This is a genomic window from Gemmatimonadales bacterium (assembly GCA_036500345.1).
In the GTDB taxonomy this organism is placed as follows: Bacteria; Gemmatimonadota; Gemmatimonadetes; order Gemmatimonadales; family GWC2-71-9; genus Palsa-1233.
This window is the reverse complement of the sequence record DASYCE010000008.1, coordinates 115,112-135,394: the sequence shown is the minus strand read 5'-3', so window position 1 is coordinate 135,394 and position 20,283 is coordinate 115,112. Positions and strand designations below refer to the sequence as shown.

23 protein-coding genes and 1 tRNA gene are annotated in these 20,283 nt (G+C 64.8%); 11 read left to right on the top strand and 13 right to left on the bottom strand.

All coding sequences use genetic code 11. From position 1 onward, the window contains the following. The first annotated feature begins 134 nt into the window (after nucleotides 1–134). From VGM20_04940 to VGM20_04925, 4 genes are all read left to right on the top strand, one after another. Nucleotides 135–446 (top strand): hypothetical protein, encoded by a 312-nt coding sequence (locus VGM20_04940; GenBank protein ID HEY4100207.1) that lies wholly within the window; start codon nucleotides 135–137, stop codon nucleotides 444–446. Nucleotides 447–640: 194 nt separating this feature from the next. Next, complete coding sequence (locus VGM20_04935; protein ID HEY4100206.1) at nucleotides 641–1,303, top strand: hypothetical protein; 663 nt, start codon at nucleotides 641–643, stop codon at nucleotides 1,301–1,303. After that, the gene (locus VGM20_04930; GenBank protein HEY4100205.1) at nucleotides 1,300–1,683 is read left to right on the top strand and encodes a hypothetical protein; all 384 of its coding nucleotides are present in this window, start codon (nucleotides 1,300–1,302) and stop codon (nucleotides 1,681–1,683) included. The genes VGM20_04935 and VGM20_04930 overlap by 4 nt, the downstream gene beginning before the upstream one ends. Then, complete coding sequence (locus VGM20_04925) at nucleotides 1,680–2,840, top strand: site-specific integrase (GenBank protein ID HEY4100204.1); 1,161 nt, start codon at nucleotides 1,680–1,682, stop codon at nucleotides 2,838–2,840. Before VGM20_04930 ends, VGM20_04925 begins: the two co-directional genes overlap by 4 nt. Nucleotides 2,841–2,952: 112 nt before the next feature. On the opposite strand, the gene VGM20_04920 is transcribed toward VGM20_04925, so the two are convergent. Next, nucleotides 2,953–3,026, bottom strand: a tRNA-Ile gene (locus VGM20_04920). A gap of 90 nt (nucleotides 3,027–3,116) precedes the next feature. Between VGM20_04920 and VGM20_04915 the strand changes: the two genes are divergently transcribed. Further along, nucleotides 3,117–4,295, top strand: a complete 1,179-nt coding sequence (locus VGM20_04915) for a hypothetical protein (protein HEY4100203.1) — start codon at nucleotides 3,117–3,119, stop codon at nucleotides 4,293–4,295. Between the two features lie 91 nt (nucleotides 4,296–4,386). On the opposite strand, the gene VGM20_04910 is transcribed toward VGM20_04915, so the two are convergent. Then, nucleotides 4,387–5,910, bottom strand: coding sequence for an Hsp20/alpha crystallin family protein (locus VGM20_04910; GenBank protein ID HEY4100202.1), 1,524 nt, complete (start codon nucleotides 5,908–5,910; stop codon nucleotides 4,387–4,389). A gap of 147 nt (nucleotides 5,911–6,057) precedes the next feature. Here VGM20_04910 and VGM20_04905 point away from each other — a divergent pair, with 147 nt between their 5' ends. After that, nucleotides 6,058–6,411, top strand: coding sequence for a DUF983 domain-containing protein (locus VGM20_04905; protein ID HEY4100201.1), 354 nt, complete (start codon nucleotides 6,058–6,060; stop codon nucleotides 6,409–6,411). A 320-nt stretch (nucleotides 6,412–6,731) separates the two neighbouring features. Then, nucleotides 6,732–7,595, top strand: a complete 864-nt coding sequence (locus tag VGM20_04900; protein HEY4100200.1) for a hypothetical protein — start codon at nucleotides 6,732–6,734, stop codon at nucleotides 7,593–7,595. A gap of 628 nt (nucleotides 7,596–8,223) precedes the next feature. Here the strand turns inward: VGM20_04900 and VGM20_04895 are convergent. Both VGM20_04895 and VGM20_04890 read right to left on the bottom strand, forming a co-directional pair. Further along, entirely contained in the window at nucleotides 8,224–8,664 is a 441-nt protein-coding gene (locus VGM20_04895; GenBank protein HEY4100199.1) for a hypothetical protein, read from the bottom strand. 288 nt (nucleotides 8,665–8,952) lie between these two features. After that, nucleotides 8,953–10,053, bottom strand: coding sequence for a PilT/PilU family type 4a pilus ATPase (locus VGM20_04890; protein ID HEY4100198.1), 1,101 nt, complete (start codon nucleotides 10,051–10,053; stop codon nucleotides 8,953–8,955). Between the two features lie 164 nt (nucleotides 10,054–10,217). On the opposite strand from VGM20_04890, the gene motA reads away from it, so the two are divergent. From motA to VGM20_04870, 4 genes are read left to right on the top strand one after another with little or no spacing between them, the layout of a single operon-like run. Next, entirely contained in the window at nucleotides 10,218–11,087 is an 870-nt protein-coding gene (gene motA, locus VGM20_04885) for a flagellar motor stator protein MotA (GenBank protein ID HEY4100197.1), read from the top strand. Continuing rightward, the gene (locus tag VGM20_04880; GenBank protein HEY4100196.1) at nucleotides 11,084–11,899 is read left to right on the top strand and encodes a flagellar motor protein MotB; all 816 of its coding nucleotides are present in this window, start codon (nucleotides 11,084–11,086) and stop codon (nucleotides 11,897–11,899) included. Before motA ends, VGM20_04880 begins: the two co-directional genes overlap by 4 nt. Beyond that, entirely contained in the window at nucleotides 11,896–13,044 is a 1,149-nt protein-coding gene (locus VGM20_04875) for an HD domain-containing phosphohydrolase (GenBank protein HEY4100195.1), read from the top strand. Before VGM20_04880 ends, VGM20_04875 begins: the two co-directional genes overlap by 4 nt. Further along, nucleotides 13,041–13,832 carry a HAMP domain-containing sensor histidine kinase gene (locus VGM20_04870; GenBank protein ID HEY4100194.1) on the top strand — a complete coding sequence of 264 codons (792 nt, stop codon included), beginning with the start codon at nucleotides 13,041–13,043 and terminating at the stop codon, nucleotides 13,830–13,832. The genes VGM20_04875 and VGM20_04870 overlap by 4 nt, the downstream gene beginning before the upstream one ends. Here VGM20_04870 and csrA read toward each other — a convergent pair. From csrA to VGM20_04825, 9 genes are read right to left on the bottom strand one after another with little or no spacing between them, the layout of a single operon-like run. After that, nucleotides 13,797–14,051 carry a carbon storage regulator CsrA gene (gene csrA, locus VGM20_04865; GenBank protein HEY4100193.1) on the bottom strand — a complete coding sequence of 85 codons (255 nt, stop codon included), beginning with the start codon at nucleotides 14,049–14,051 and terminating at the stop codon, nucleotides 13,797–13,799. The two genes, VGM20_04870 and csrA, sit on opposite strands and share 36 nt — an antisense overlap. Nucleotide 14,052: 1 nt before the next feature. Continuing rightward, nucleotides 14,053–15,423 carry a flagellar hook-associated protein FlgK gene (flgK, locus tag VGM20_04860; protein ID HEY4100192.1) on the bottom strand — a complete coding sequence of 457 codons (1,371 nt, stop codon included), beginning with the start codon at nucleotides 15,421–15,423 and terminating at the stop codon, nucleotides 14,053–14,055. Then, a complete protein-coding gene (locus tag VGM20_04855; GenBank protein HEY4100191.1) occupies nucleotides 15,423–15,950 on the bottom strand; it encodes a hypothetical protein in 528 nt (175 codons plus the stop codon). The genes flgK and VGM20_04855 overlap by 1 nt, the downstream gene beginning before the upstream one ends. Then, nucleotides 15,943–16,353, bottom strand: a complete 411-nt coding sequence (locus tag VGM20_04850; protein ID HEY4100190.1) for a rod-binding protein — start codon at nucleotides 16,351–16,353, stop codon at nucleotides 15,943–15,945. The genes VGM20_04855 and VGM20_04850 overlap by 8 nt, the downstream gene beginning before the upstream one ends. After that, nucleotides 16,350–17,402 (bottom strand): flagellar basal body P-ring protein FlgI, encoded by a 1,053-nt coding sequence (locus VGM20_04845; GenBank protein HEY4100189.1) that lies wholly within the window; start codon nucleotides 17,400–17,402, stop codon nucleotides 16,350–16,352. Before VGM20_04845 ends, VGM20_04850 begins: the two co-directional genes overlap by 4 nt. Further along, entirely contained in the window at nucleotides 17,399–18,007 is a 609-nt protein-coding gene (locus VGM20_04840) for a flagellar basal body L-ring protein FlgH (GenBank protein ID HEY4100188.1), read from the bottom strand. Before VGM20_04840 ends, VGM20_04845 begins: the two co-directional genes overlap by 4 nt. Continuing rightward, the gene (gene flgA / locus VGM20_04835; protein ID HEY4100187.1) at nucleotides 18,004–18,636 is read right to left on the bottom strand and encodes a flagellar basal body P-ring formation chaperone FlgA; all 633 of its coding nucleotides are present in this window, start codon (nucleotides 18,634–18,636) and stop codon (nucleotides 18,004–18,006) included. The genes VGM20_04840 and flgA overlap by 4 nt, the downstream gene beginning before the upstream one ends. A 19-nt stretch (nucleotides 18,637–18,655) precedes the next feature. Further along, nucleotides 18,656–19,438: a flagellar basal-body rod protein FlgG gene (gene flgG / locus VGM20_04830; GenBank protein HEY4100186.1), complete on the bottom strand. Its 783-nt coding sequence runs from the start codon at nucleotides 19,436–19,438 to the stop codon at nucleotides 18,656–18,658. An 18-nt stretch (nucleotides 19,439–19,456) separates the two neighbouring features. Continuing rightward, nucleotides 19,457–20,146 (bottom strand): flagellar hook-basal body complex protein, encoded by a 690-nt coding sequence (locus VGM20_04825; protein HEY4100185.1) that lies wholly within the window; start codon nucleotides 20,144–20,146, stop codon nucleotides 19,457–19,459. Nucleotides 20,147–20,283 lie beyond the last annotated feature (137 nt).

The following is a 20,283-nucleotide window of genomic DNA, read 5'->3' as shown; positions in this document are numbered from 1 at the left end:
GCGAAAGCTCACCAGTCATTGGGCCGGGATATGTCCATGAAGCTACCCCAGATCGACCGGCCGACGGCCCAGTTGTAACTAAGGCTTGACGCAGGATGCCCGGGTGTTAGCATAAAGTGCCACCAGGAGCCGCTTTGGCCTACTACCGCCCCGAAGGAATCGAAGCTTTCACGTCCCCGGACAACAACGGCTTCGATCTCATGTACACGCGTGGCGGGCGCCAGTTCAACAGGCACGTCGGGCTGAATGACTGGGTTACCCATATCGAGGCTGGGGTCATCTTGCGGCCGCAGGTAACCCGAGTGGCGATCTACAAGTGGGTCGAGAACGGACGCCTGGTGGGCGGCAAAGCCGACGATGGAACGCTTGTAATCCACGTCCAGCACTTGCTCGACTTCATCGCCCGGAACCCACAGTACCGTGTCCCGGGGCACGACGGCAGCTGACGAGACCTTGGGGCTTTTTATTTCGGCGATCTGTTAGCACACGTTGCCATCCAGCCCCCGTCCCCGGGGGCGGCACGTCCCGGGGATCGGGCCGAAAACAACGGGACGTCGAGTCCTCGGCATGACACGGCGGCGACCGTCGCCAGACCGGATTGTGGCGGGATTGAGTCCGATAGCAGAAGCGAGGCGGTTCGATGAGTAAGTCCCAAAAAACCAGACCTGCCGACGTGGCGCCCAAGCGAGCGGGCGGCCAACGGGTCGATCAAGAAAGAATCGACCAGATGGTCGCGCTCCGTCGTCAGGGAGTTGGCTACGGCCAGATCGCCGCGCGAGTCGGTAGCAGCGTCCGTACGGTTCAGCGCTACGTGAAGAACGTCGAACCCCAGTTGCAAATCCCCCAAGCAGGCGAGCAACGGGAACGCGACCCCAGAGTACTCCGCCAACACATCCTGCGACACATCATGGACGATCTTTTCGATGACAACCAGCTCGCCGGTCTTGACCTCGTGCGGTTTGACGATCCGCCCGAAAACGAAGATCTGTTCGCTGGCCCGCCGCCTATTCGGTTCTTGAACGAAGCCGAACGGCTATTTCGGGCTGCGCTCCAAAGATGTGGAGACGATACCGTACGACTCATCGCGACAAGTGACGACGCGCAGCAGATGCTTGTGGATGAGACAATTGGGGCGTTGCGAGCCGATTACCGGCGATGGGTCTTCATCATGTATCACTACTACGGTGGGAGAACTGAAGGCTGGTGTCCGCCGCACAGTCGTTCGCCATACGAAATCGTACAGCTCGACCGGTACGACTGGTTGTATCGCACGATCCTTCGCATGGAGGAGGAACGGCGATGACGCCAAATGATTTTCGCGCCAAGTGGCGCAGTGAAGCTGAAGCACTGCGGCGCCGACACGCCACGGTTGACGGCGCCGAGCTATGCGAAGAAATGTTGTCCGATTTCGAGGCCGTAGTCAGTGCCGAAATGGAGGTCGCGCTCAACCTTCACGAGGCCGCTGCCGAGTCCGGCTACTCCCCCGACCATCTGGGCACACTGGTTCGTAAGGGGAAGATTCCCAACGTTGGCCGCCCGAAAGCGCCTAGAATCAGGCGGTCCGACCTGCCCCGGAAGCCTTCCCTGTTGCGGTCCTTCCCGCCTCCCTTCAAACTTCCCGGTGCTACATCCGGGCAGATCGCGCGGGCTGTCGTGAACTCCAAGAAAGGGGTACCACGATGACCGATGCGAAACGATGGAGCTTCTCAGCTGGGGAGTGGGGCCGGAACCGGGTCTGTGCATTCGAAAGTCCGGAAACCGGCATGATCTTCCTCGAATTTCGCGAGCGCGGCAAGAAGAAACGGATTGCCCTAGGGCACCGGGACCAGGAAGCCGCGAAGAAGAAGACAGAGGAAGTGGCGCTTGCACTGCGCGAGCCGGAAAAGGTCGTCATCAAGGAGACCACACTCCATTCGCTCTTTGATAATTACTTGCGTGAGGTCACACCACAAAAAGGGGTGAGCAAACGCCACCACGACAAGCGGGCGGCAATGTTGTTCCTGCATTGCTTTGGCCCTGACCGCAAAGTGTCAACGCTCAATCGCCGCGATTGGGACAAGTACATCGTCTGGCGGCGTAAGGGAGGCGACCAACGTGTCGGGCGTGTGAGGGGTAAGCCGGTGGGTAATCGCGTCATTACACACGATCTCAAATTGCTCCGCTCGGCAATCAATTGGGCAATGTCGGTTACCGATGACGATGGCCGTCCGCTCATCATGCGCAACCCGCTGCACGGTCTGCACTACCCCAAGGAAGAATCGCCAAGGCGGCCCATCGTGAATGACGAGACGTACCTCGCGTTGCTCGCGGTGGCGGCACAGATCGATCCAACGTTTGAAACCGCCCTGATTGTCGCCAACGAAACCGGACACCGGATCGGAGCAATCAGCATGTTGCGGTGGTCCGATGTGAATTTCGAGGATGAAACGGTTCGGTGGCGAGCTACGCACGACAAGATCGGATTCGAACATCAGACGCCAATGACGCCAGAATTGTTGGCGGCGCTACAGCGGAGGCGGAAGAGTTACCCGTTCATTGGCGACACGTGGATCTTCGCGGCACCGGGGAACAGCATGGAGCCGGTGTCGCGGCATCTCTGGCGCGATTGGTGGCAACGTGGCGAGGCACTAGCGAAGATCGCCCACCAACCCGGCATGGGATGGCATTCGCTGCGCAGAAAGTTTGCCACGGAGATGAAGGAGACACCGCTCAAGGATCTTTGCTACCTCGGCGGTTGGAAGGAGCCGCAAACGATCCTCAAGTGCTACCAGCGGGCCGATACAGCTACCATGAAAAAGTCATTGGCGAATCGAACACGTCTCGTCTCAGTGTCGATCTAGTTTTCGTGGTGTCCGTTTGGCCACTGCAATTGGCCACTCCCAACGAAAAATCGTGAAAATGCGAAGTCCCGCAGAGCAGGTATCGCCATGCGGGACTTCGCTTTACGATCAGTGGGCCTGGGAGGAGTTGAACCTCCGACCTCACGCTTATCAGGCGTGCGCTCTAACCACCTGAGCTACAGGCCCCACTCGGGCGATAAGCTAAGGCAACTGACCCCCTCGGAAAAGCCGCCAAGACCCGCTCTCACCTCCCAAACCATGACGTAGACTTACGTTATGCCAACCCGAGCCGCCCCTCGCAGCTTCCGCCGTGCGCTGGCCGCCCTGGCCTTGCTCATTCCGCTGGCCGGCACAGCGGCGCAATCGACGCCCAAGACCCTCTCTGCCGTCCCCGACCTCCGCATCGACGCCACCGCCGAGAACCTCTCCGGACTCAGCTGGATCGGCGTCGCCCCGAATGGCACCATCGCCGTCCTTCAGCCCAGCGACTTCTCCGTCCTCTTCTTCTCCCCCACCGGCAAGCGCCTCGGCACCTACGGCCGTAGCGGCGAGGGGCCCGGTGAGTTCCGCAACATGGCGAACATCGGCTGGGTCGGCGATACCCTATGGGTCAACGACTTCGACAACGTCCGCACCACGATGATCTCCCCCGACCGGAAACTGATCCGCGACTTCCAATGGGCTCACCTCGTCACGGCCGCCAATGGCGACACCGTCGGCACGCCAGACCTCGCCGGAATCCTGCCGATGGCGATTTACGCGGACGGCTCGATGATGGCCTCGATCCGCACGCGCAACGAGTCACGTCCAACATGGTATCCCCTCGAAGCCGATCGAAAGCCGTTCCTGCGCGTGACCCGCAACGCAATCCTGCAACGAGTTCTTGCATACTACTCGGCGCGAGAGTGTGGCGTGCGGGTCGACCGGCGCCAGGTCAGGATCCCGTTCTGCCAGGGCGCGATTTACGACATCGCACCGAGTGGAAGCGATATCGCGATTCTCGATCAGAGCAATCCGACGACACCGACCGCGAAGTACAGGCTGACACTGGTCTCGTCGCGCGGGGACACGATCTACTCCAAGGCACTGACCTCACCGGCAATCGCGATCTCAAAACACCTCGCCGACAGCACGATCGAAGCGCGGATTCATCCGGCCAGCGGACAGCCCCTCCCGGAGCCGTTGGCCTCGACGCTCAAGTCCGTGAAAATCGCCGCCTATGAGGTGCCGGTCACAATTGTTATCGCCGGAGGCGACGGGACGGTCTGGCTACGGATGCAACCCGACGCGACGACAGCACCATGGGAGATCTTCGATCCACATGGCGCACTGGTCGGCACGCTGACCCTGCCGCGGATCATGCGACCGGTGGTGGTGTCGCGAACAACGTTCTGGGGGATCGACACCGACAGCGACGGGTTCGAAAGCGTCGTGGGCGAACGGATCAAGGAGTAGCGCCACCTTCCACTAGGACAACGGCGCCGGTCCACCTTCACCGGCGCCGCATCCCGTCCCCCATCACCTGCATCCCCTGCACCACCACCTGCTAGTGAATCGAAATCGACTTCTTCCGCCGCTGCTCCGGCTCCGGCGCCTTGAATTCGACCTCCAGCACGCCGTCCTTGAACTTCGCGTCGCAGTCGTCGGCGTCGACTCCATCGGGCAGCGCGATCGCCCGCCAGAACTTCCCGTAACTCCGCTCGCTCTGGTAGTAATCCTTGCGATCGTTCTTCTCTTCGTGGCTCCGCTCGCCGGAGATCGTCAGGATGTCGTCCTCCACATCAACATGGACGTCTTCCTTCTTCAATCCCGGCAAATCAGCCCTCACAACAACCTTGTCGCCACGGTGGAAGACCTCGACCTCAGGATTCCAGGTCGACTCGGACAACGACTGCTGCGACGTCGACTGCTGCGACGGGGTGCTCTGATGCTGCCAGCTGTCGCCAGCACTGAGCGCGTTGCCGCTGTGATGCGCAGCACCCACGCCCAGGCCGTAATCGTCCAGGATCCGGTCCATGTCCTCCGCCATCCGCCGCATCAGCGAGAACGGCGACGCGTACGATCCACGCGAACCCGATCCATACGAGCCGCTCGATCCCGTCCCATACCGCCCTGAGCCATACCCATACGACCCCGGGCCAGATGATCCACCGGACCCCGAGCCGTACGATCCACCTGAACCCGAACCATATGATCCGCCTGAGCCGTAGCCGTAGTCGGACTGCCCGCGGCGCTGGGCCAGGTTCGAGTCGGACCACTGACCGGCCGAACGGCTCCGGTCGTTGATGCTGTTGCGGTCGCTGCTGTTGCTCCGCCACCGCCCACTGGCTCGGCCCGCGCTTCCACCGCTGCGCGAGCCGTAATCCGAATCGTCGTTCATTTCCAGGCTCCCTTCATCCCTCATTGATGCGCGGTACCCTGCTGGGTCGTCCTCCGAATCATCTTCGCTGCCACCCTCGTCACTGCCGCTCTCGTCGTTGTCGCTGCTTCCGCCACCCTTCATCCCCGTCCCGCTCGGCTTCGACGCGCTGCTGTTCGACGAGCTGCTGTTCCCCTTGTTCCCGGATGCGCCGTAGTTGGTCTTGTCATCGGAGTCGGTCGCGTACTTGTCACCACCACCGGCCCCGCCGCCGCGCTGATCGGTGTTGCTGCCGCCCTTCGAACCACTGCTGCCACCGGTGCCGCTCTGATTGCCGCTGCTGCCGTTCTTCGATCCGCTGCTGCCGCCCATGCCGCCCTGGTTGCCGCTGCCGGTCCCCTTCGACCCGCCGGTGCTGCTGCCGCTGCCGCTCATCCCGCCCTGCTGGCCGCCCTGATTGTTCCCCTGATTGCTGCTGCCACCGCTGGTGCCGTTCTTCGATCCGCTGGTGTTGCTGTTGCTCCCGCTGCCGCCCATCCCGCCCTGGTTGCCGCTGGTCGAGGAGCCGCTGCCCTGCTTCGACCCCGAGCTCGTGGAGCCGCTGCTTCCGGTGCCAGTGCCGGTGCCGCTCTTTGATCCGCTGGTGTTGCTGCCGCTGGTCCCCTGCTGCGAGCCCGGTGCGCCGCTCTGCGAGGAATGCTGATCCGCCATGGTCTGCTCCATTGAGGTATCGAGATGTCATCCGAACGGGCGCGCACAATGTTGTGGTCGCGCCTCAGCGCAGAAGACGCCGCACCGCAATTCGCGCGCACGACCGTAAGTGGCCACAGCGAAAACGGTTCGGTGCGATATTTCGATATGATCAGGAACTTCATGCGAGCGCTTCTCCTTCGCTGTCCGCGCTGTGGCAACAGTGACATCATGATCTCGTGGTTTCGCTTTAGGGACCGCTGCCCCAACTGCGATCTCGACCTCAATCGCGACGAGTCGGGCTATCAGGTCGGCTCGTACTTCATCGGGATCACGGTGCTGTTCGCGTTGTTCGCGGGGCTGTTCGTGCTGGCGCTGGCGATGACCTGGCCGAACCCACCGTGGAGGACGCTGGAGTGGGCCGGCGTCATCCTCATGATCGCGGGGCCGCTGGTCCTTTTTCCGTTCAGCAAGACCCTGTATCTGGCGCTCGATCTGACGCTCCGGCCGCAGTCCAAGTAGTCCTGTGGGGCCCGCGCTGCGCTCGCCGGGGGAACCGGCCATTCGGCGCGCCGGAACTCGCGCGCGCCGCACTTCACAGATCGCCAAACCACTTATAGGCGCGCGCTCAGACACCCGGCGCCCCTGCTGGCCGGTCCCCCGGCCTCGCTGACGCGCGGGCCGGCGAGGTGTACGTGTGTTGTGCAGTCTATCGATTGATCCACGTCGTTTGTGTTTCGTAACTGCTCCGTAACTGCACCGAAGACGATGCAACGCTCGTCAAACATCACGATGACAGGACGGAACCCGTGGAAGAAATCATCGAATTAGGGCCGGCGGTCATGACGGATGCGGACGCCGCATCGAGCCCCAACGCGTCGGGAGTGGCTTGGGCCGCGGTGATCGCAGGCGCGGTCGCCACCGCCGCGCTCGACCTGATCCTCCTCTCCCTCGGCACCGGGCTCGGGCTGTCGGCGGTGTCGCCGTGGTCGCGACTCGGCGCATCCACCACCACCATCGCGATCGGCGCGATCGTGTGGCTGATCGTGATGCAGGTGCTGAGCGGGTCGCTCGGCGGGTACATCGCCGGCCGGCTGCGTTCCCGCTGGCCGACGATCCACGGCGACGAGGTGTACTTCCGCGATACCGCTCACGGCTTGCTCTCCTGGGGATTGGCGCTGGTGGCGACCGCGGCGTTCCTGACGACCGCTGCCGCAGTGATGGCCGGCGCAGCCCTCGCATCGCCCGCACCCGCCGCAGAGGCGAACGCGGCGAGCGCCGGGAATCAGTACTACGTCGACATGCTCTTCCGCGGGACGGCATCGGCGACACCCGCGGCCGGGGCGACGGACTCAGCGACCGTCGCGGCTCCGGCGGCTTCGGCGGCATCCGATTCGAACAACGCCGTGGTTCGTGCCGAGGCGGGGCGGATCTTCACGAAGGCGCTGGCGGAAGGTGAAATGCCCCCGGCCGATAAGAGCTATCTCGGTTCCGTCGTCGCTCGGCGCACTGGCGTCGCAGCGGGTGATGCGGAGCGGCGGGTCGGCCAGGTGTTCGGGATGGCGCAGCAGCATGCGGATGCCGTGCGCAAGGCGACGGCGCATTCGCTGCTCTGGATCTTCGTGGCGATTCTCGCGGGGGCGTTCTTCTCCAGCGTGGCTGCGACGATCGGTGGCAGGCAGCGCGACAACGTGATTCTCCTCTAACCTCTCGGGGGCAATATGCGATCGATTCTCCTGTGGCTCCTGGGCGTGCCGATTCCGATCATCATCCTGATCGCGCTGCTCAGTCACTAGTACCGCTTGCCTCAATCACCCTCCGGCGCCGCCCACGAGCGAGGCCGGGGGGTTGGTCGTATGACCCCCCGCGCTTAGCTCGCCGGGGGGAACCGACCATTGGAGGCCGTCGGAAGTTGCGCGCGCCCGCGGCGCGCTCGCCCTGAGCTTATCGAAGGGCTCGCCGGGGGGAACCGGCCATTGGAGGCCGTCGGAAGTTGCGCGCGCCCGCGGCGCGCTCGCCGGGGGGAACCGACCATTGGAGGCGTCGGAACTCGCGCGCGCCGAAGCACTACGATCCTGATGCAGTAAAAAGGCGCGCGCTCAGACACCCGACGCGCTCCTGCTGGCCGGCCCCCCGGCCTCGCTTACGCGCGTGCGCCTGCGTGAGGCGATTTGATGGGACTGCAGGGTCGTGCGGGAGATTTTCGTCAAGAAGGACGCGCACTAGCTAAGACCATCTCCCGAGTCAGTTCGAGCGCAGAGATTGCCCCGGCTCGAGTGACGGAGGGGAATTGGCGAAGGAATTCGTCGAGCGATTCGCCGCCTTCCAGACATCCTACCGACGCACGATTGCCCAGACCAAGCCGACCGTCGACACCATGGTGCCGCTCCAGAAGATGAACATCCAACGAATCATCCGAGATTCGAATGTCGCGAGCGTGCCGTCGATTCTTGCTTGGTGCGTCGCAAACCTTTCCTCGAGCGCGGTGAACTTCCAGTCGAGGGCGGAGAACTTTCCGTCAAGGCGCTCCTCGAGCACCGCGAATTTTCCCCCCAACGCGGCGAATCGCTCGTCCTGGGCGGCAAATCGTTTGTCCAACGCGGAAAATCGCTGGTCCAGCTTGGCGTCGAAGCGAGCAAAGTTCTGCTCGTTCAACTCGCGAAGCTGTGAGCGAAGGTCCTCGTCGACCGTATTGAGCCAGCTCACGAGTTCGTTGGCGGCATCATCGCCCAGCTTACCGTGGAAGTTGCGTGAAAGCTTTGCTGTAATCGGCACCGGCCCGCCTGGTCAGGGACGATAGCACAGTACCGAGGTCGATGCTGCGCGCGGGTACACGAAAATGCGGTGGGGCCTGGTTTCGCGGCGATCCTACACTTCGACCCCGCGCGCAAGCGAGGCCGGGGGGCCGGCCAGCAGGAAGCGCCGGGTGTCTGAGCGCGCGCCTCTTTCAGGAACAGCGATCGTGGTAAATCGGCGCGCGCGAGTTCCGGCGCTCCGAATGGCCGGTTCCCCCCGGCGAGCGAAGCGCGGGCGGGCCGATCCCTCGCTACGCTCGGGATGACATTACTGGAACTGCAGATTCCGCTCGAAGTCGGCGGGGGAAGCTGAGGCGGAGATGGCGACCTCGCGGGAGATCGCCCCGGTGTTGTAGAGTTCGGTGAGATGCTGGTCGAAGGTCTGCATGCCGTACGCCGGTCCGCCCTGCGAGATGAACTCGTGCATCATCATCGTCTTGTCGGGATCGGCAATGCACTCCTCGATCGCCGGCGTGTTGCGCATCACTTCCATCGCCAGGACGCGCTTCACCCCGTCGGCGCGGGGTAGGAGCCGCTGCGACACCACCGCCTTGAGCACTTCGGAGAGCCGCTTCCGCACACTCAACTGTTCGCTCGGCTCGAAGACCGCCGCAAGGCGCGTGACCGCGCGCGGTGCGTCGGTAGTGTGCAACGTCGAGAAGATGAGGTGGCCGGTCTCGGCGGCCTTGAGCGCGATGTCGATCGTGATCCGATCGCGCATCTCGCCGATCATGATGATGTCGGGGTCCTGGCGCAGCGCGGCACGAAGCGCCGGTTCGAAGCCATCGGTGTCGTTACCAAGTTCGCGCTGGATGACCACCGACTTGAGGTCGCGGTGGAGGTACTCAATCGGATCCTCGATCGTGACGACCTTCCGCGCCTTCCGCTCATTGACGTATCCCACCATCGACGCGAGCGTCGATGTCTTCCCGCTTCCCGTCGTGCCGGTCACCAGGATCATGCCGCGGTCTTCCATCGCGATGTCGCGGAGGACTTCGGGGAGACCGAGCTGCTCGAAGGTGGGGATGACGTCGGGGATGGCGCGGAGGACGGCGGAGAGCGAACCGCGCTGCGAACAGAGGTTGACGCGATAGCGGCCGCGCCCGGGGAACGAGTAGGAGCAATCCAGCTCGGTGAGGAGGCGGAGTATTTCGTCGACGTTCTTCTCGTTCGCCTTGCGCGAATTGATCAGGATCTCGCGCCCGATCGCCTCGGCATCTTCCGGCGTGAGCGATGGACAGTCCTCGAAGGGGATGACCTCGCCGGTGACGCGCATCCGGAGCGGTCCGCCGGCGCTGACGTGAATGTCCGACGCCGACCGGTCGTTGGCGATATTGAGTGACTTCTTGAAGACCTCGACGATGTCCACGACTCCCCCTGTGGTGGTGTCCGTGTCCAGCTCGCTCGCTGTCTGTGATCAGCATGAAGCGTAGGCCCCGCGCGGCATTCCTACAATAGGCAGCTCTCAGTAATAGTCGGGAGAATCCGGCCGATAATGAGCCGACCTTCTTCCTCGGCGACTGGAGCCCGGGCGTGAACGCGATCGTTGGGTTCATAGTCGTGATGGTGGCGGTTTTCGGCGGATTCGCCCTGGCCGGCGGCCCGTTTGCCGTCCTGCTGGCGTGGTCGGAATGGATCGTGATCTGCGGGACCGGGGTCGGAACGGTGCTGATTTCAACACCGCCGGCGGTCCTCAAGATGCTGGTCCAGAAGCTCCCCAAGGTGATGAAGCCGAGCGGGTCGATGAAGCCGCTCTACCTCGACGCCCTCAAGCTCCTCTTCGAGCTCTTTCAGCTGGCGCGGCGCGACGGGGTGATCGCGATCGAGTCGCATATCGAACAGCCCGATCAGTCGATCGTCTTCAAGCGCTACCCGCAGGTCCTCGCCTACCACCATGCGGTGGAATTCCTCTGCGACGCGCTCAGGACGGTGCTGGTGGGAAGCGTCCCGGCGTTCGACCTCGAATCGATGCTCGAGATGGAGATCGAAGTCCATCACGAGTCGGACGAGAAGACGGTCCAGGCGCTGCAACGCCTCGCCGACGCGCTCCCCGGGATCGGGATCGTCGCCGCGGTGCTCGGCATCGTGGTGACGATGCAGAGTCTCGGCGGGCCGATCGAGCAGATCGGTCATCACGTCGCCTCGGCGCTCGTCGGCACCTTCCTCGGCATTCTCCTGTCGTACGGCTTCATCTCGCCGATCGCGTCGAACATGGAAGCGCGCAACGCCGACGAGTCGCGACTCTACTTCGTCTTCAAGGCCGGCACTGTCGCCTTCGCGAAGAATCTGCCGCCGATGGTGGCGGTGGAGTTCGCACGGAAGGCGATCACCGCCGGCGACCGTCCGACCTTTGTCGACATGGAGACCGCGGTCAAGACGACCCGCCTTGAGAAGGCCGCGTGAAGAGCAACCGCGAGCAGGTGATTCACATCGTCCGCCGCAAGAGGGTGCACAAGGCCCACCACGGCGGTGCATGGAAGGTCGCCTTCGCGGACTTCATGACGGCGATGATGGCGCTCTTCCTGGTCCTCTGGCTGATCACGCAGAGCTCGGATGTGCGCGCCGCGATCGCGGGGTATTTCCAGGATCCGCTCGGCCGCGCCAATGAATTCGGCACGTCGGTGATGCCGGGACAGGGGCAGACCGCGCTCCCGACCAAGCCGACGGTGCAGATCCAGCCCGCCGACGGGAAGCGCGACAAGCTGCTGCGCCTGAGTGAACAGGTGAAGAACGCGCTCGAATCGAACAGCTCGCTCGCGGCGCTCAACGGCCATGTCGCGATAGAAATCACGCCAGACGGGCTGCGGATCTCGCTGCTGGAAGATTCGTCGGATGTCTTCTTCGCCAGCGGGAGCGCGCGGCCGCTTCCGCGGGCCGAGACGCTGATCGAAGCGATCGGATCGGTGCTGGCGAATGCGCAGTATCCGGTGATCGTGGAAGGTCACACCGACGCGCATCAGTTTTCCAACGACGTGAACTACGGCAACTGGGAGCTATCGGCCGACCGCGCCAACGCCGCGCGCCGCCTGCTGCGGAGCGGCGGAGTGATCGAGAAACAGATCCTCGCCGTGCGCGGCCTCGCCGATCGCGATCCGCGAATTCCTGCCGACCCGTTCGCGCCGCAGAATCGTCGCATCACCATCATGGTGAACGTTCCTGATTCGGCAGCAGCCGCAACGCCTGCAGGAAGCAATCAGGTGGCGGTGCAGAAATGATGAACGCCGTCCTGATCGTCGATGACGATGCCGCGCGACTCGAACAGCTGGCGTTCGAGTTGACGGCACGAAGCGACTTCAGGGTGCGCACCGCGACGACTGCGGCGCGCGCGATCGAATCGCTGGAGACGCCGGGGCTGCGCGCCGTGGTCTGCGCAGAGGGAAGCGCGGGTGAGGCAGCGATCGAGCTGCTGCGCGAAGCGCGCACCAGGCGCACGCCGGCGGATGTCGCCTTCGTCCTCGTGGTGCGGCCGAACGGACTTGGGACGCGGATCGACGCCTGGTCCTGGGATGCCGACGCAGTGCTGACCGAACCGGTCCACGCAGCAGAGGTCCAGGCATGCCTGCAGGCGCTGCTGCGCCGACGATCGGTGAACGCCCTTGCCGCTGAAGAATTCCAGCGGGTGAACCGCACCGTCGACGAACTCCAGGACGTCCTGGTCGCGCTGCTCCACGCGGCGTACCCTGCGGCGGAGCGCCGGGGCGAAGAACTTGCTAGCCTGTCGCTCCGGGTGGCGCGCGGCCTCGACGTTCCGGCCGAGATGCTGGAGGAGATGCGCCGGGCGGCCAGGCTTCACGAGATCGGCCGGCTGCTCAGCGAATCGGGGCCAGCTTCACGGCTCGAAACGGTGTCGCCGAGCGTGCTGGCCGCGTCGGCCGGGCTGTTGAGCCGGCTTCCGGCGCTGACCGGGACTGCGAAGCTGATCGGCGGGATGGCGGCGAACTGGGATGGAAGCGGTTCGCTGGTGCATCTCGAGCGTGGGGAGATCCCGATGCGGTCGCGGATTCTTCGCGCCACCGGGGATTTCCTCTGGGTTCGGGCGATCCGCCGCTGGGGAGCGCAAGTCGCCATCGAATCGTTGATGTTACACAGTGGTACATATTATGATCCGGCTGTGCTGGCGGAACTGGCCCTGGTCGTCTCCCAACAGGACCCGCACACATCCGAACCAGATTTCGAACCGCTAAGGGTAGAGCACCTGACGGAGGGGCTGATGCTTGTTCACGACCTGTGTACGTCTTCGGGGGTCAAATTACTGTCAGCTGGGGCGGTACTTACTCCGGCGTCGCTGCGGCTGATCGCCGAGCGGCATGCAATCGACCCGATCGTACACGCGGTGGCGACGAGGCGGCTCAACCGATGAAGCGTACCCGCCGGAAGTCTGTAGTCCGCCCCAAGCGTCCGACCCGTTACGCCACGTCAAAGACCACCGCGTCGACCCGCTTCGATGTGCTGCATTCGGCGCATCGCGCGCGGATGGCGCAGATCATCGCGAGTGCTGCGGCCGATCGCCTTCGCAGCGTGGCCCAGGTTGTCGGGCTGGCGCACGACACTTCGCGACGGATTCGCGAGCTGCCGTCGCAGGTGGTGCAGGCGATGTCGACCGCCGATCATTCGCTCACCGAGCAGATCAACGAGCTGGAGCGGTTCACCGATGATGCCGGTTCAGGACCGGTGAACATGTCGGTGATCGCCGAGAACGCCGTGGCGCTGATGCACGGGCATTGGGGTCCGCTCCCGCAATTCGTGATCGAGCACGAGCCGCATCTCCAACCCGCGAAGGCGAATGCAACCGACATCGCGGAAGTGCTCTTCGCGCTGCTGATGAATGCGTCGGAAGCGGTTACGGGGCGGAAGGCGGCGGCGGTGATCGTCCAGATCGAGGGGACGGCGCAGTCGATCAATGTCACCGTCGAAGATGACGGTCCCGGCATCGCGCCGCGGGTGAAGCGTCATCTCTTCGACGCCTTTGCCACGACGCGTGCGGCGAGCGGCCACCTCGGCATCGGCCTCACGGTGGCACGGGAGCTGGTGCAGCGAAATGGCGGGGAGCTTCGGACTGAATCGCGCACCGGTCGCGGCGCGCGCTTTACCTTCTCGTTGCCGCGCTGGACCTCAGACCGGGTCCGCTCCGGGCGGAGCAGCGGGTAGCGGCGCCAGGCGCTCGACCCAATCGAGCGCCGCGGCACCGGCGCCGGCACGCTGATTCTCCGCTTCAACTTCCTTCAACAACTCCTCACGCAGGATATTGGTCGACTGCGGCGCTTCGATCCCGAGGCGCACGCCGCGACGATCCGACGAGATCACCACGATCCGGATGTCGCCGTCGACGACGATCGCCTCGCCAACCTTCCGGTTCAGGACGAGCATGTCATACCATCTTGAGCACTTCCTGCATCAGATCGTCGGCAACGGTGACGATGTGCGCGGCCGCGGTGAACGCCTGCTGCTGGGTGATCAGGGCAATCATTTCGTCGTTGGTGGAGACGCCGGTTTCGGACGACCGCTGCGCCTGCAATCCGTCGGAGATCACCTTCGCCGCCGCTGACTGCTGCGTGGCGGTGCTGACCATCGTGCCGACGCCGGTGACGATCGAGGTGTAGTTGTCGCCGAGGGTGGTGCCGCCGAGTGCCGCGACGCCGGTGGTGCGGAGGGCCGCGATCTGGAGGGCGACGGAGTTGTCGCCGTCAGCACTGGTGGCGCCGGTGACGATGTTCGACGCCGAGGCGGCGATCGGCGCGGCGAGGTTGACCGACGCGGCAGTGAGGCCGGCAGGATCGAAGAAGTCGGTGCCGGTGGTGTTGGCGGTGGTCTTTCCCGATTCGTGCAAGGAGTTGATCGTCTGCACCATCGCCGCGACGAGGGTGTCGAGGGAAGTGCGTACCTGTGCCACCGACTTGTTGATCACGTCACTGAATCCGGCGAGTGAGCCGGAGTCGATCTCGACGAATTTCGTGTCGCCGACGACGCCGACACCGAGCGTGCCATCGGATTTGGTACGGGTCTCGAGTTGCTGCGAGACTCCTTCATCCACAACCAGGTCGTCACCGACGATCACGCCGACCGAGCCGTCGGCGCGATCGAGGACGCGAGTGTTGGCGATCCCAGCGAGCTGATCGAGGAGGACGCCGCGCTTGTCCTGGAGCGGCGCCGCCTGATCGTTCTGGCCACCGAACGCCACGATCTGCTTGTTGAGCTCGGCGATCTGCGAGGAGATCGAGTTGATCTGGCCGACGTCGCTCTTGAACTGATCGCTGGCGCTCTGCGAGACCTGGTCGAGCCCCTGATCGAGCTGATGAAACTGCTGGGTGAGCTGCACCGCGTCTTGCTGCACGACGACGCGCGCGGCACCGCTCTGCGGATCGTTGGCGAGATCGCCCCACGCGCCGAGGAACGAGTCGAGGGTGGCACCGATTCCCTGATCCGACGGCTCATTGAAGAGGGTCTGGACCTGGGTGACCAGAGTGTTGAGCGAATCGGCCTGCGAGAAGATCCCCTGCTGGGTCCGGTACGCGGCGTCGAGGAAGGTGTCGCGCTGCGCGATGACGCCGGTGTCGGTGACGCCGCGACCGACCAGTCCCTCCGGCGTGCGCAGGGGAACCGCCTCGGTGATGTTGAGCGATTCGCGGGTGTATCCCGGCGTCGACGTATTGGCGATGTTGTTGCCGGTGACGTTGAGGGCGCGCTGCTGGGTCTGCATCGCGCTGGTGGCAATCGAGAGCAGATCGGAGAGACCGGCCATTACGCCCTCCGGTTCACCACGACGCCGGCGGGGGCGCGTGGATGCTGAGCGGGAGTGTAGGCGGGGATTGTGTCGGCGACCGACGCGAAGAGTGCCTGGAGATACGCGTCGCCGGCGCGCAGGGCGCCGCGCAGGATTGCCTGGTTCAGGGCGAGATCGCGGACGGTGGCCTGTGCCGCGCCGCGGAGCGAACTGCGCATTGCGGCGAGTCCGGGGATCGGCGAACCGGATTCCTCTTCGAGGCGTTCGAGCGGGACCATGTCGCCGCCGCTGAAGAGTTGCGTCAGTTGCTCGCGACGACGGCGCGCTTCGTCGAGGGTGAGCACCGCACGCGAGACGCGGTGCGTTGCCGCCTCGATCTGCGGGGCGTCATCCCTGGCGATCCCGTCGCGCTGGGTGGCGAGTGCACCGCAGAGCTCGCCGAGGAGGGCGACTTCGGTGCGCATTGCGGCGAGGATCGCAGTGGCATCGGTCGCGATGCCAGTAACGGCGACGGGAGCGCGTTCGGTGACGGCGGTATCAGTCATTCGGCTTGATCGGGATCGGCGTCTGTCCGAGTGGAATGCCAGTGGATTGGGTGCTGTCGACGAGCGGCTTCAGCGTGGATGCGGGCGACGTTGCGGAGTTCGTGGTCTGCGCCGGAGCGGCAGGAAGTGAGCGCGCCAGTTCGTGATAGATCGCGGTGGCGAGGCCGCGCTCGGTCTGCTGGCTCGCGGCGCGGGCGACCTGGTCGTCGAGCATCGAGGTGAACATCTGTTCGCCGCTGTCACGCGGGATCAGCGAACCTTCGGGAATCGTCTGCCGCATCGCCTGGAAGAGCTGGCCGTAGAAGACCGACTCAAGCTGATGGGCCGCTTCCTGCAGCTTCGCCTGGGGCGACTGCGCATGAGCCACGGCGTTGAGCGGGATCCCGCCAACCGGTGCGGTCACCGGACGACGACCGATGCGGCGATCGCGCCGGCGGCGCGCAAGCCGTCGAAGACCGCGGCGACCTCAGATGGCACCGCGCCAAGCGCCTGCAGGCCGACGGCGATATCGCGGACCGATGCGCCACTGCTCACTGCGACGACGCCGGGAACGGGCTTCGCGGTGGAGTCGCCGCCGACGCGCACGGTGATCCCCCGGAGCGAAACGACCGCGGTGCCGACGTGCATGTCGCCGCCGGCGACGACCATCCCGTTGTGTGCGTCGATCACGATCCGGGCCGGTGCTGGTACGGTGACTGGCAGCGTATCGAGTGCCGCCAGAAAGGTCAGCGGACTATCGGTTGCATTGGCGGGGAGCTTGAGCGCCACCGCTCCGGCATCTTCGACCTTCGCTGTTGAATCGCCGCGCGCCTTGTTGATCGCCGCGGCGATGCGCGATGCGGTCATCAGGTCGGGATCACGCAGGGCGAGGATCGTTTCTGTCTGCGGCGGGAGCGCGGGAAGCGCCGTCTCGAGGACGCCGCCCTGCGCCACGCGACCGCTCGCCGATCCGCGGTTCCCCCAGTGATGATCGTCGTCTTCGACGAGCGGAAGGGGACCCTGCGCCGAGGCAACAGGCGGCAGATCGGGCGAAGTCACCAGCGGGGTGATCCAGAGGACGCCGCCGCGAAGCGACGTCGCATCGCCGATCGAGGCGACCTGGATCTCGAAGTGCCCACCGGGCCGCAGATACGGCGAGACCTCGGCGGTCACCAGGACGGCGGCGACGTTGCGCAGCCGCAGGCGATCGCCAGGGACTTCGATGTTGAAGCGACGGAGGAGGTTGGTGACCGAACGAACGGTATGCACCGCGCCCGACGAACTGCCGAACGAGCGATCGCCGCTGCCATCGAGACCGACGACGAGGCCGTAGCCGACGAGACGCACCGGGACGTCGCCGCCGTGAGTAGTGAGGTCGGCGACGCGGACCTGTGCCGATGCGCACATCGTGACCGATGCGATCGCAACGAGAGTCAGCGTCATGCCGCGGCGAAGAACTGGGAGGTTGATCATGGCCAGAGGATCGCCAGGATCTTGCCGAGGATCCCCGTGGTCGGTCCGAGCTTCTTCCCCTGATAGGAGATCAACGCGTCGGCGACACGGTTGGAGAGGATCGTGTTGTCGGCGGCGACATCTTCGGCGCGCACAGTTCCGACGAGCTTCACTTCCTGCTTGCGACCATCGACGTTGACGACCTTCTGCCCGCTCACCTTGGCGATGCCACCGGGTTCGATCGCGACGATCCGCACCGAGAGAACGGCAGTGAGATCTCCCTGGCGTCCGGCGGCGCTGCCGGCGTCGGACGACGCGTCATAACCGATGCCGAGGGAGCGGAGCTTCTCGGGCGCGATCTCGGTGTTGAGGGTGCCGTTCTGGGCGCGGCTGGCGTGCGCGGTCGAGGTGCTGCTCTCGGAGGCCGCGGTCTGTTCGTCGACGACGATGGTGAGAAGGTCACCGACGCGCAGCGGACGGCGATCGGAGGTCCAAGAGAGCCGGCCTTGCGGCACCGGCGGCGCCTGAACGGCGGTGTCCTTGGGCGGCGGCGCGTTCTTCTTCTGTGCCGCGAGCGTCGCCGCGGGGAGGAAGATGATCGCTGCTGCAAGCACGAATGCTTTCATCGCACCACCTCCGTGAGGCGAGCGGTGCCGGGGCCGGTCGCGGTGCCGGTGAGGCGGACGCCGTTGGCCCGTCCCTGCACCGTTTCGCCAACGCGAGCGGCAGTCTCGGCGCGCGCTTCACGCTCGATCCGCACTCCGCTCGACACCCACGAGAAGACGACAGCGTCACCGGCGGCGATGACGCGCGGGGCGGCGACCATGGCATTGGTCAGTACGGTGCCCGTCGGCACATCGCGGCGCACTTCCCACCCGGCTGCCGGAGTGGCGTCAGCGGCCAGATTCATCGACCAGACGACTTCGTCGTGCATGGCGAGATCGCTGGCGCCGAGGGTCTGCCCGGCGCGCAGCGGGCGCGCGGCGACGGCGAGCGAACGGAGGATTCCGGCGCGAAAGCGGACGGCGCGCGCCATCCCGTGCGCCGGCTCGAGGACGGCGACGAGCCAGCCATCGTTCCCCTGGCCGGTGATCCGCACCGCGGCATCGAAGACGGAATCCGACGCCGCGGGGAGATGATCCCACTGCAATTGCAGTCGCGACGAGTCGACGTGCCACCGCTCGGCAACAGCGGCGCGGACCCGCGACGCGAGCGCCGCGGGCGCGGTGTCGGCGCGAACCGGCGATGCCGACATCGCGAAGGCGAACAACAGACTAGTACTGCAGCAGATCATCGATCGACTTCATCATGCTCTCGGCGGTGCTGATGGCCTTGGCGTTGATCTCGTAGGCGCGCTGCGCCGCGATCATGTCGGTCATCTCCTGCACCACTTCGACGTTGCTCGATTCGAGATTCCCCTGCAGCAATCGGCCGAAGCCGTCGATCTGCGGCTGCCCAATCGACGGCGGCCCCGACGCGACGGTTTCGTCGTAGAGATTGCCGCCCATCGCAAGGAGACCAGTCGGGTTGGCGAAGCGCGCCAGCTCGATCTTGCCGACCTGGGTGCTGTCGTTGCTCTTGCCACCGGTAACCGACACCGTGCCGTCGTTGCCGATGGTGATCGCGGTCGAGTCAGGTGGGATCACGATGTTGGGTAGCAGCGCGTTGCCGTCGCTGGTGACGATCTGACCATTCTCCGAGAGCGAGAACGAACCGTCGCGGGTATACGCGGTGCTGCCATCGGGCATCTGCACCTGGAAATACCCTTCGCCGTCGATCGCGACGTCGAGCGGCCGCTCGGTGACCTGCGGGCCGCCTTGCGCGTCGATCCGCGTGACCGCGTTGAGGCGGACACCGTGACCGACCTGCATCGGCGCGATCGTCGCGTCCCCGTTGCTCTGCGGTCCCTGCACCGTCTCGTAGAGGACGTCCTCGAACGAGGCACGGCTCCGCTTGAAGCCGGTCGTGTTGACGTTGGCGAGGTTGTTGGCGATGACGTCGACCATCTTCTGCTGGGCGATCATGCCGCTCGCCGAGGTGCGCAGTCCTGGATCCATGGTGGCTCCGGAGTGGTGTTATTGAGGAGGACGACCGAGTTCAATGACCCCGCCGAGGACACCGTCCATCGTGTGCAGGGCGTCGACACCGGATGCGTAGGCGCGCTGGATCATGACCAGATCGACAGAACCGAGGAGCGAGTTGACGTTGCTGTCCTCGAGAGTTCCCTGATGGACTCCGACGTCGGTGGCATCGGTGGTGGGACCGTTGGCGATAAAGCGGCCGGCACCTTCCTTCACTAGGGTCGATGGATCGGCGACGGTCTCGAGGCGGAGTTTTCCGGCGACCGCCCCGTCGACGACGATCGTCCCGTCGGGCTTGATGTCGACCTTGTTCCCGGTGATCGAGATCGGCCCGCCAGTGCCGAGGACCGGGTCACCGTGCGCATCGACGAGGGTTCCCTGCGGATTGAGCGTGTACGCTCCGCCGCGGGTGAGGCGCTCACCGTTCGGCGTCTGGATCACGGTGAATCCGTGACCCTGAAGTGCGACGTCGAGGGGACGCCCGGTGTCGCGCAGGGTTCCCTGGCTGAGGTCGACGCTCTGGACCGGCACCGGATGCGATTGTCCCGCCAGCGAATGGGCGGTGACCATGTCGCCCTTGAAGCCATCGCTGGTGGCGTTGGCGAGGTTGTTCGCGGTGATGTCCTGCAGGGTCGTGTAATACGACAGCGCACGCGCCGTGTTGACGATCGCCGGCAGTGTCATGAGTTCGCCCTCCCTCTCCCCGTGCGAAAAGGCAAGCGGTGTGCCGTCGGGAGCCGACAGTCAACTCGTTGTATCGCAACATGTTGACACGGCACCAGAATCCGCGCGATTCGCTCCGGCAACTCCGACCGGCAATT

Bases quoted from the DNA above. Each gene is read 5' to 3' on its own strand.
- flgA (HEY4100187.1), bottom strand. From the start codon at position 18,636: ATGTCGGCATCGCCGGTTCGCGCCGACACCGCGCCCGCGGCGCTCGCG.
- VGM20_04935 (HEY4100206.1), top strand. From the start codon at position 641: ATGAGTAAGTCCCAAAAAACCAGACCTGCCGACGTGGCGCCCAAGCGA.
- flgG (HEY4100186.1), bottom strand. From the start codon at position 19,438: ATGGATCCAGGACTGCGCACCTCGGCGAGCGGCATGATCGCCCAGCAG.
- csrA (HEY4100193.1), bottom strand. From the start codon at position 14,051: ATGCTCGTCCTGAACCGGAAGGTTGGCGAGGCGATCGTCGTCGACGGC.
- VGM20_04910 (HEY4100202.1), bottom strand. From the start codon at position 5,910: ATGGCGGATCAGCATTCCTCGCAGAGCGGCGCACCGGGCTCGCAGCAG.
- VGM20_04925 (HEY4100204.1), top strand. From the start codon at position 1,680: ATGACCGATGCGAAACGATGGAGCTTCTCAGCTGGGGAGTGGGGCCGG.
- VGM20_04855 (HEY4100191.1), bottom strand. From the start codon at position 15,950: ATGACTGATACCGCCGTCACCGAACGCGCTCCCGTCGCCGTTACTGGC.
- VGM20_04825 (HEY4100185.1), bottom strand. From the start codon at position 20,146: ATGACACTGCCGGCGATCGTCAACACGGCGCGTGCGCTGTCGTATTAC.
- VGM20_04845 (HEY4100189.1), bottom strand. From the start codon at position 17,402: ATGATCAACCTCCCAGTTCTTCGCCGCGGCATGACGCTGACTCTCGTT.
- VGM20_04840 (HEY4100188.1), bottom strand. From the start codon at position 18,007: ATGAAAGCATTCGTGCTTGCAGCAGCGATCATCTTCCTCCCCGCGGCG.
- VGM20_04915 (HEY4100203.1), top strand. From the start codon at position 3,117: ATGCCAACCCGAGCCGCCCCTCGCAGCTTCCGCCGTGCGCTGGCCGCC.
- VGM20_04905 (HEY4100201.1), top strand. From the start codon at position 6,058: ATGATCAGGAACTTCATGCGAGCGCTTCTCCTTCGCTGTCCGCGCTGT.
- VGM20_04870 (HEY4100194.1), top strand. From the start codon at position 13,041: ATGAAGCGTACCCGCCGGAAGTCTGTAGTCCGCCCCAAGCGTCCGACC.
- VGM20_04930 (HEY4100205.1), top strand. From the start codon at position 1,300: ATGACGCCAAATGATTTTCGCGCCAAGTGGCGCAGTGAAGCTGAAGCA.
- VGM20_04900 (HEY4100200.1), top strand. From the start codon at position 6,732: ATGACGGATGCGGACGCCGCATCGAGCCCCAACGCGTCGGGAGTGGCT.
- VGM20_04875 (HEY4100195.1), top strand. From the start codon at position 11,896: ATGATGAACGCCGTCCTGATCGTCGATGACGATGCCGCGCGACTCGAA.
- flgK (HEY4100192.1), bottom strand. From the start codon at position 15,423: ATGGCCGGTCTCTCCGATCTGCTCTCGATTGCCACCAGCGCGATGCAG.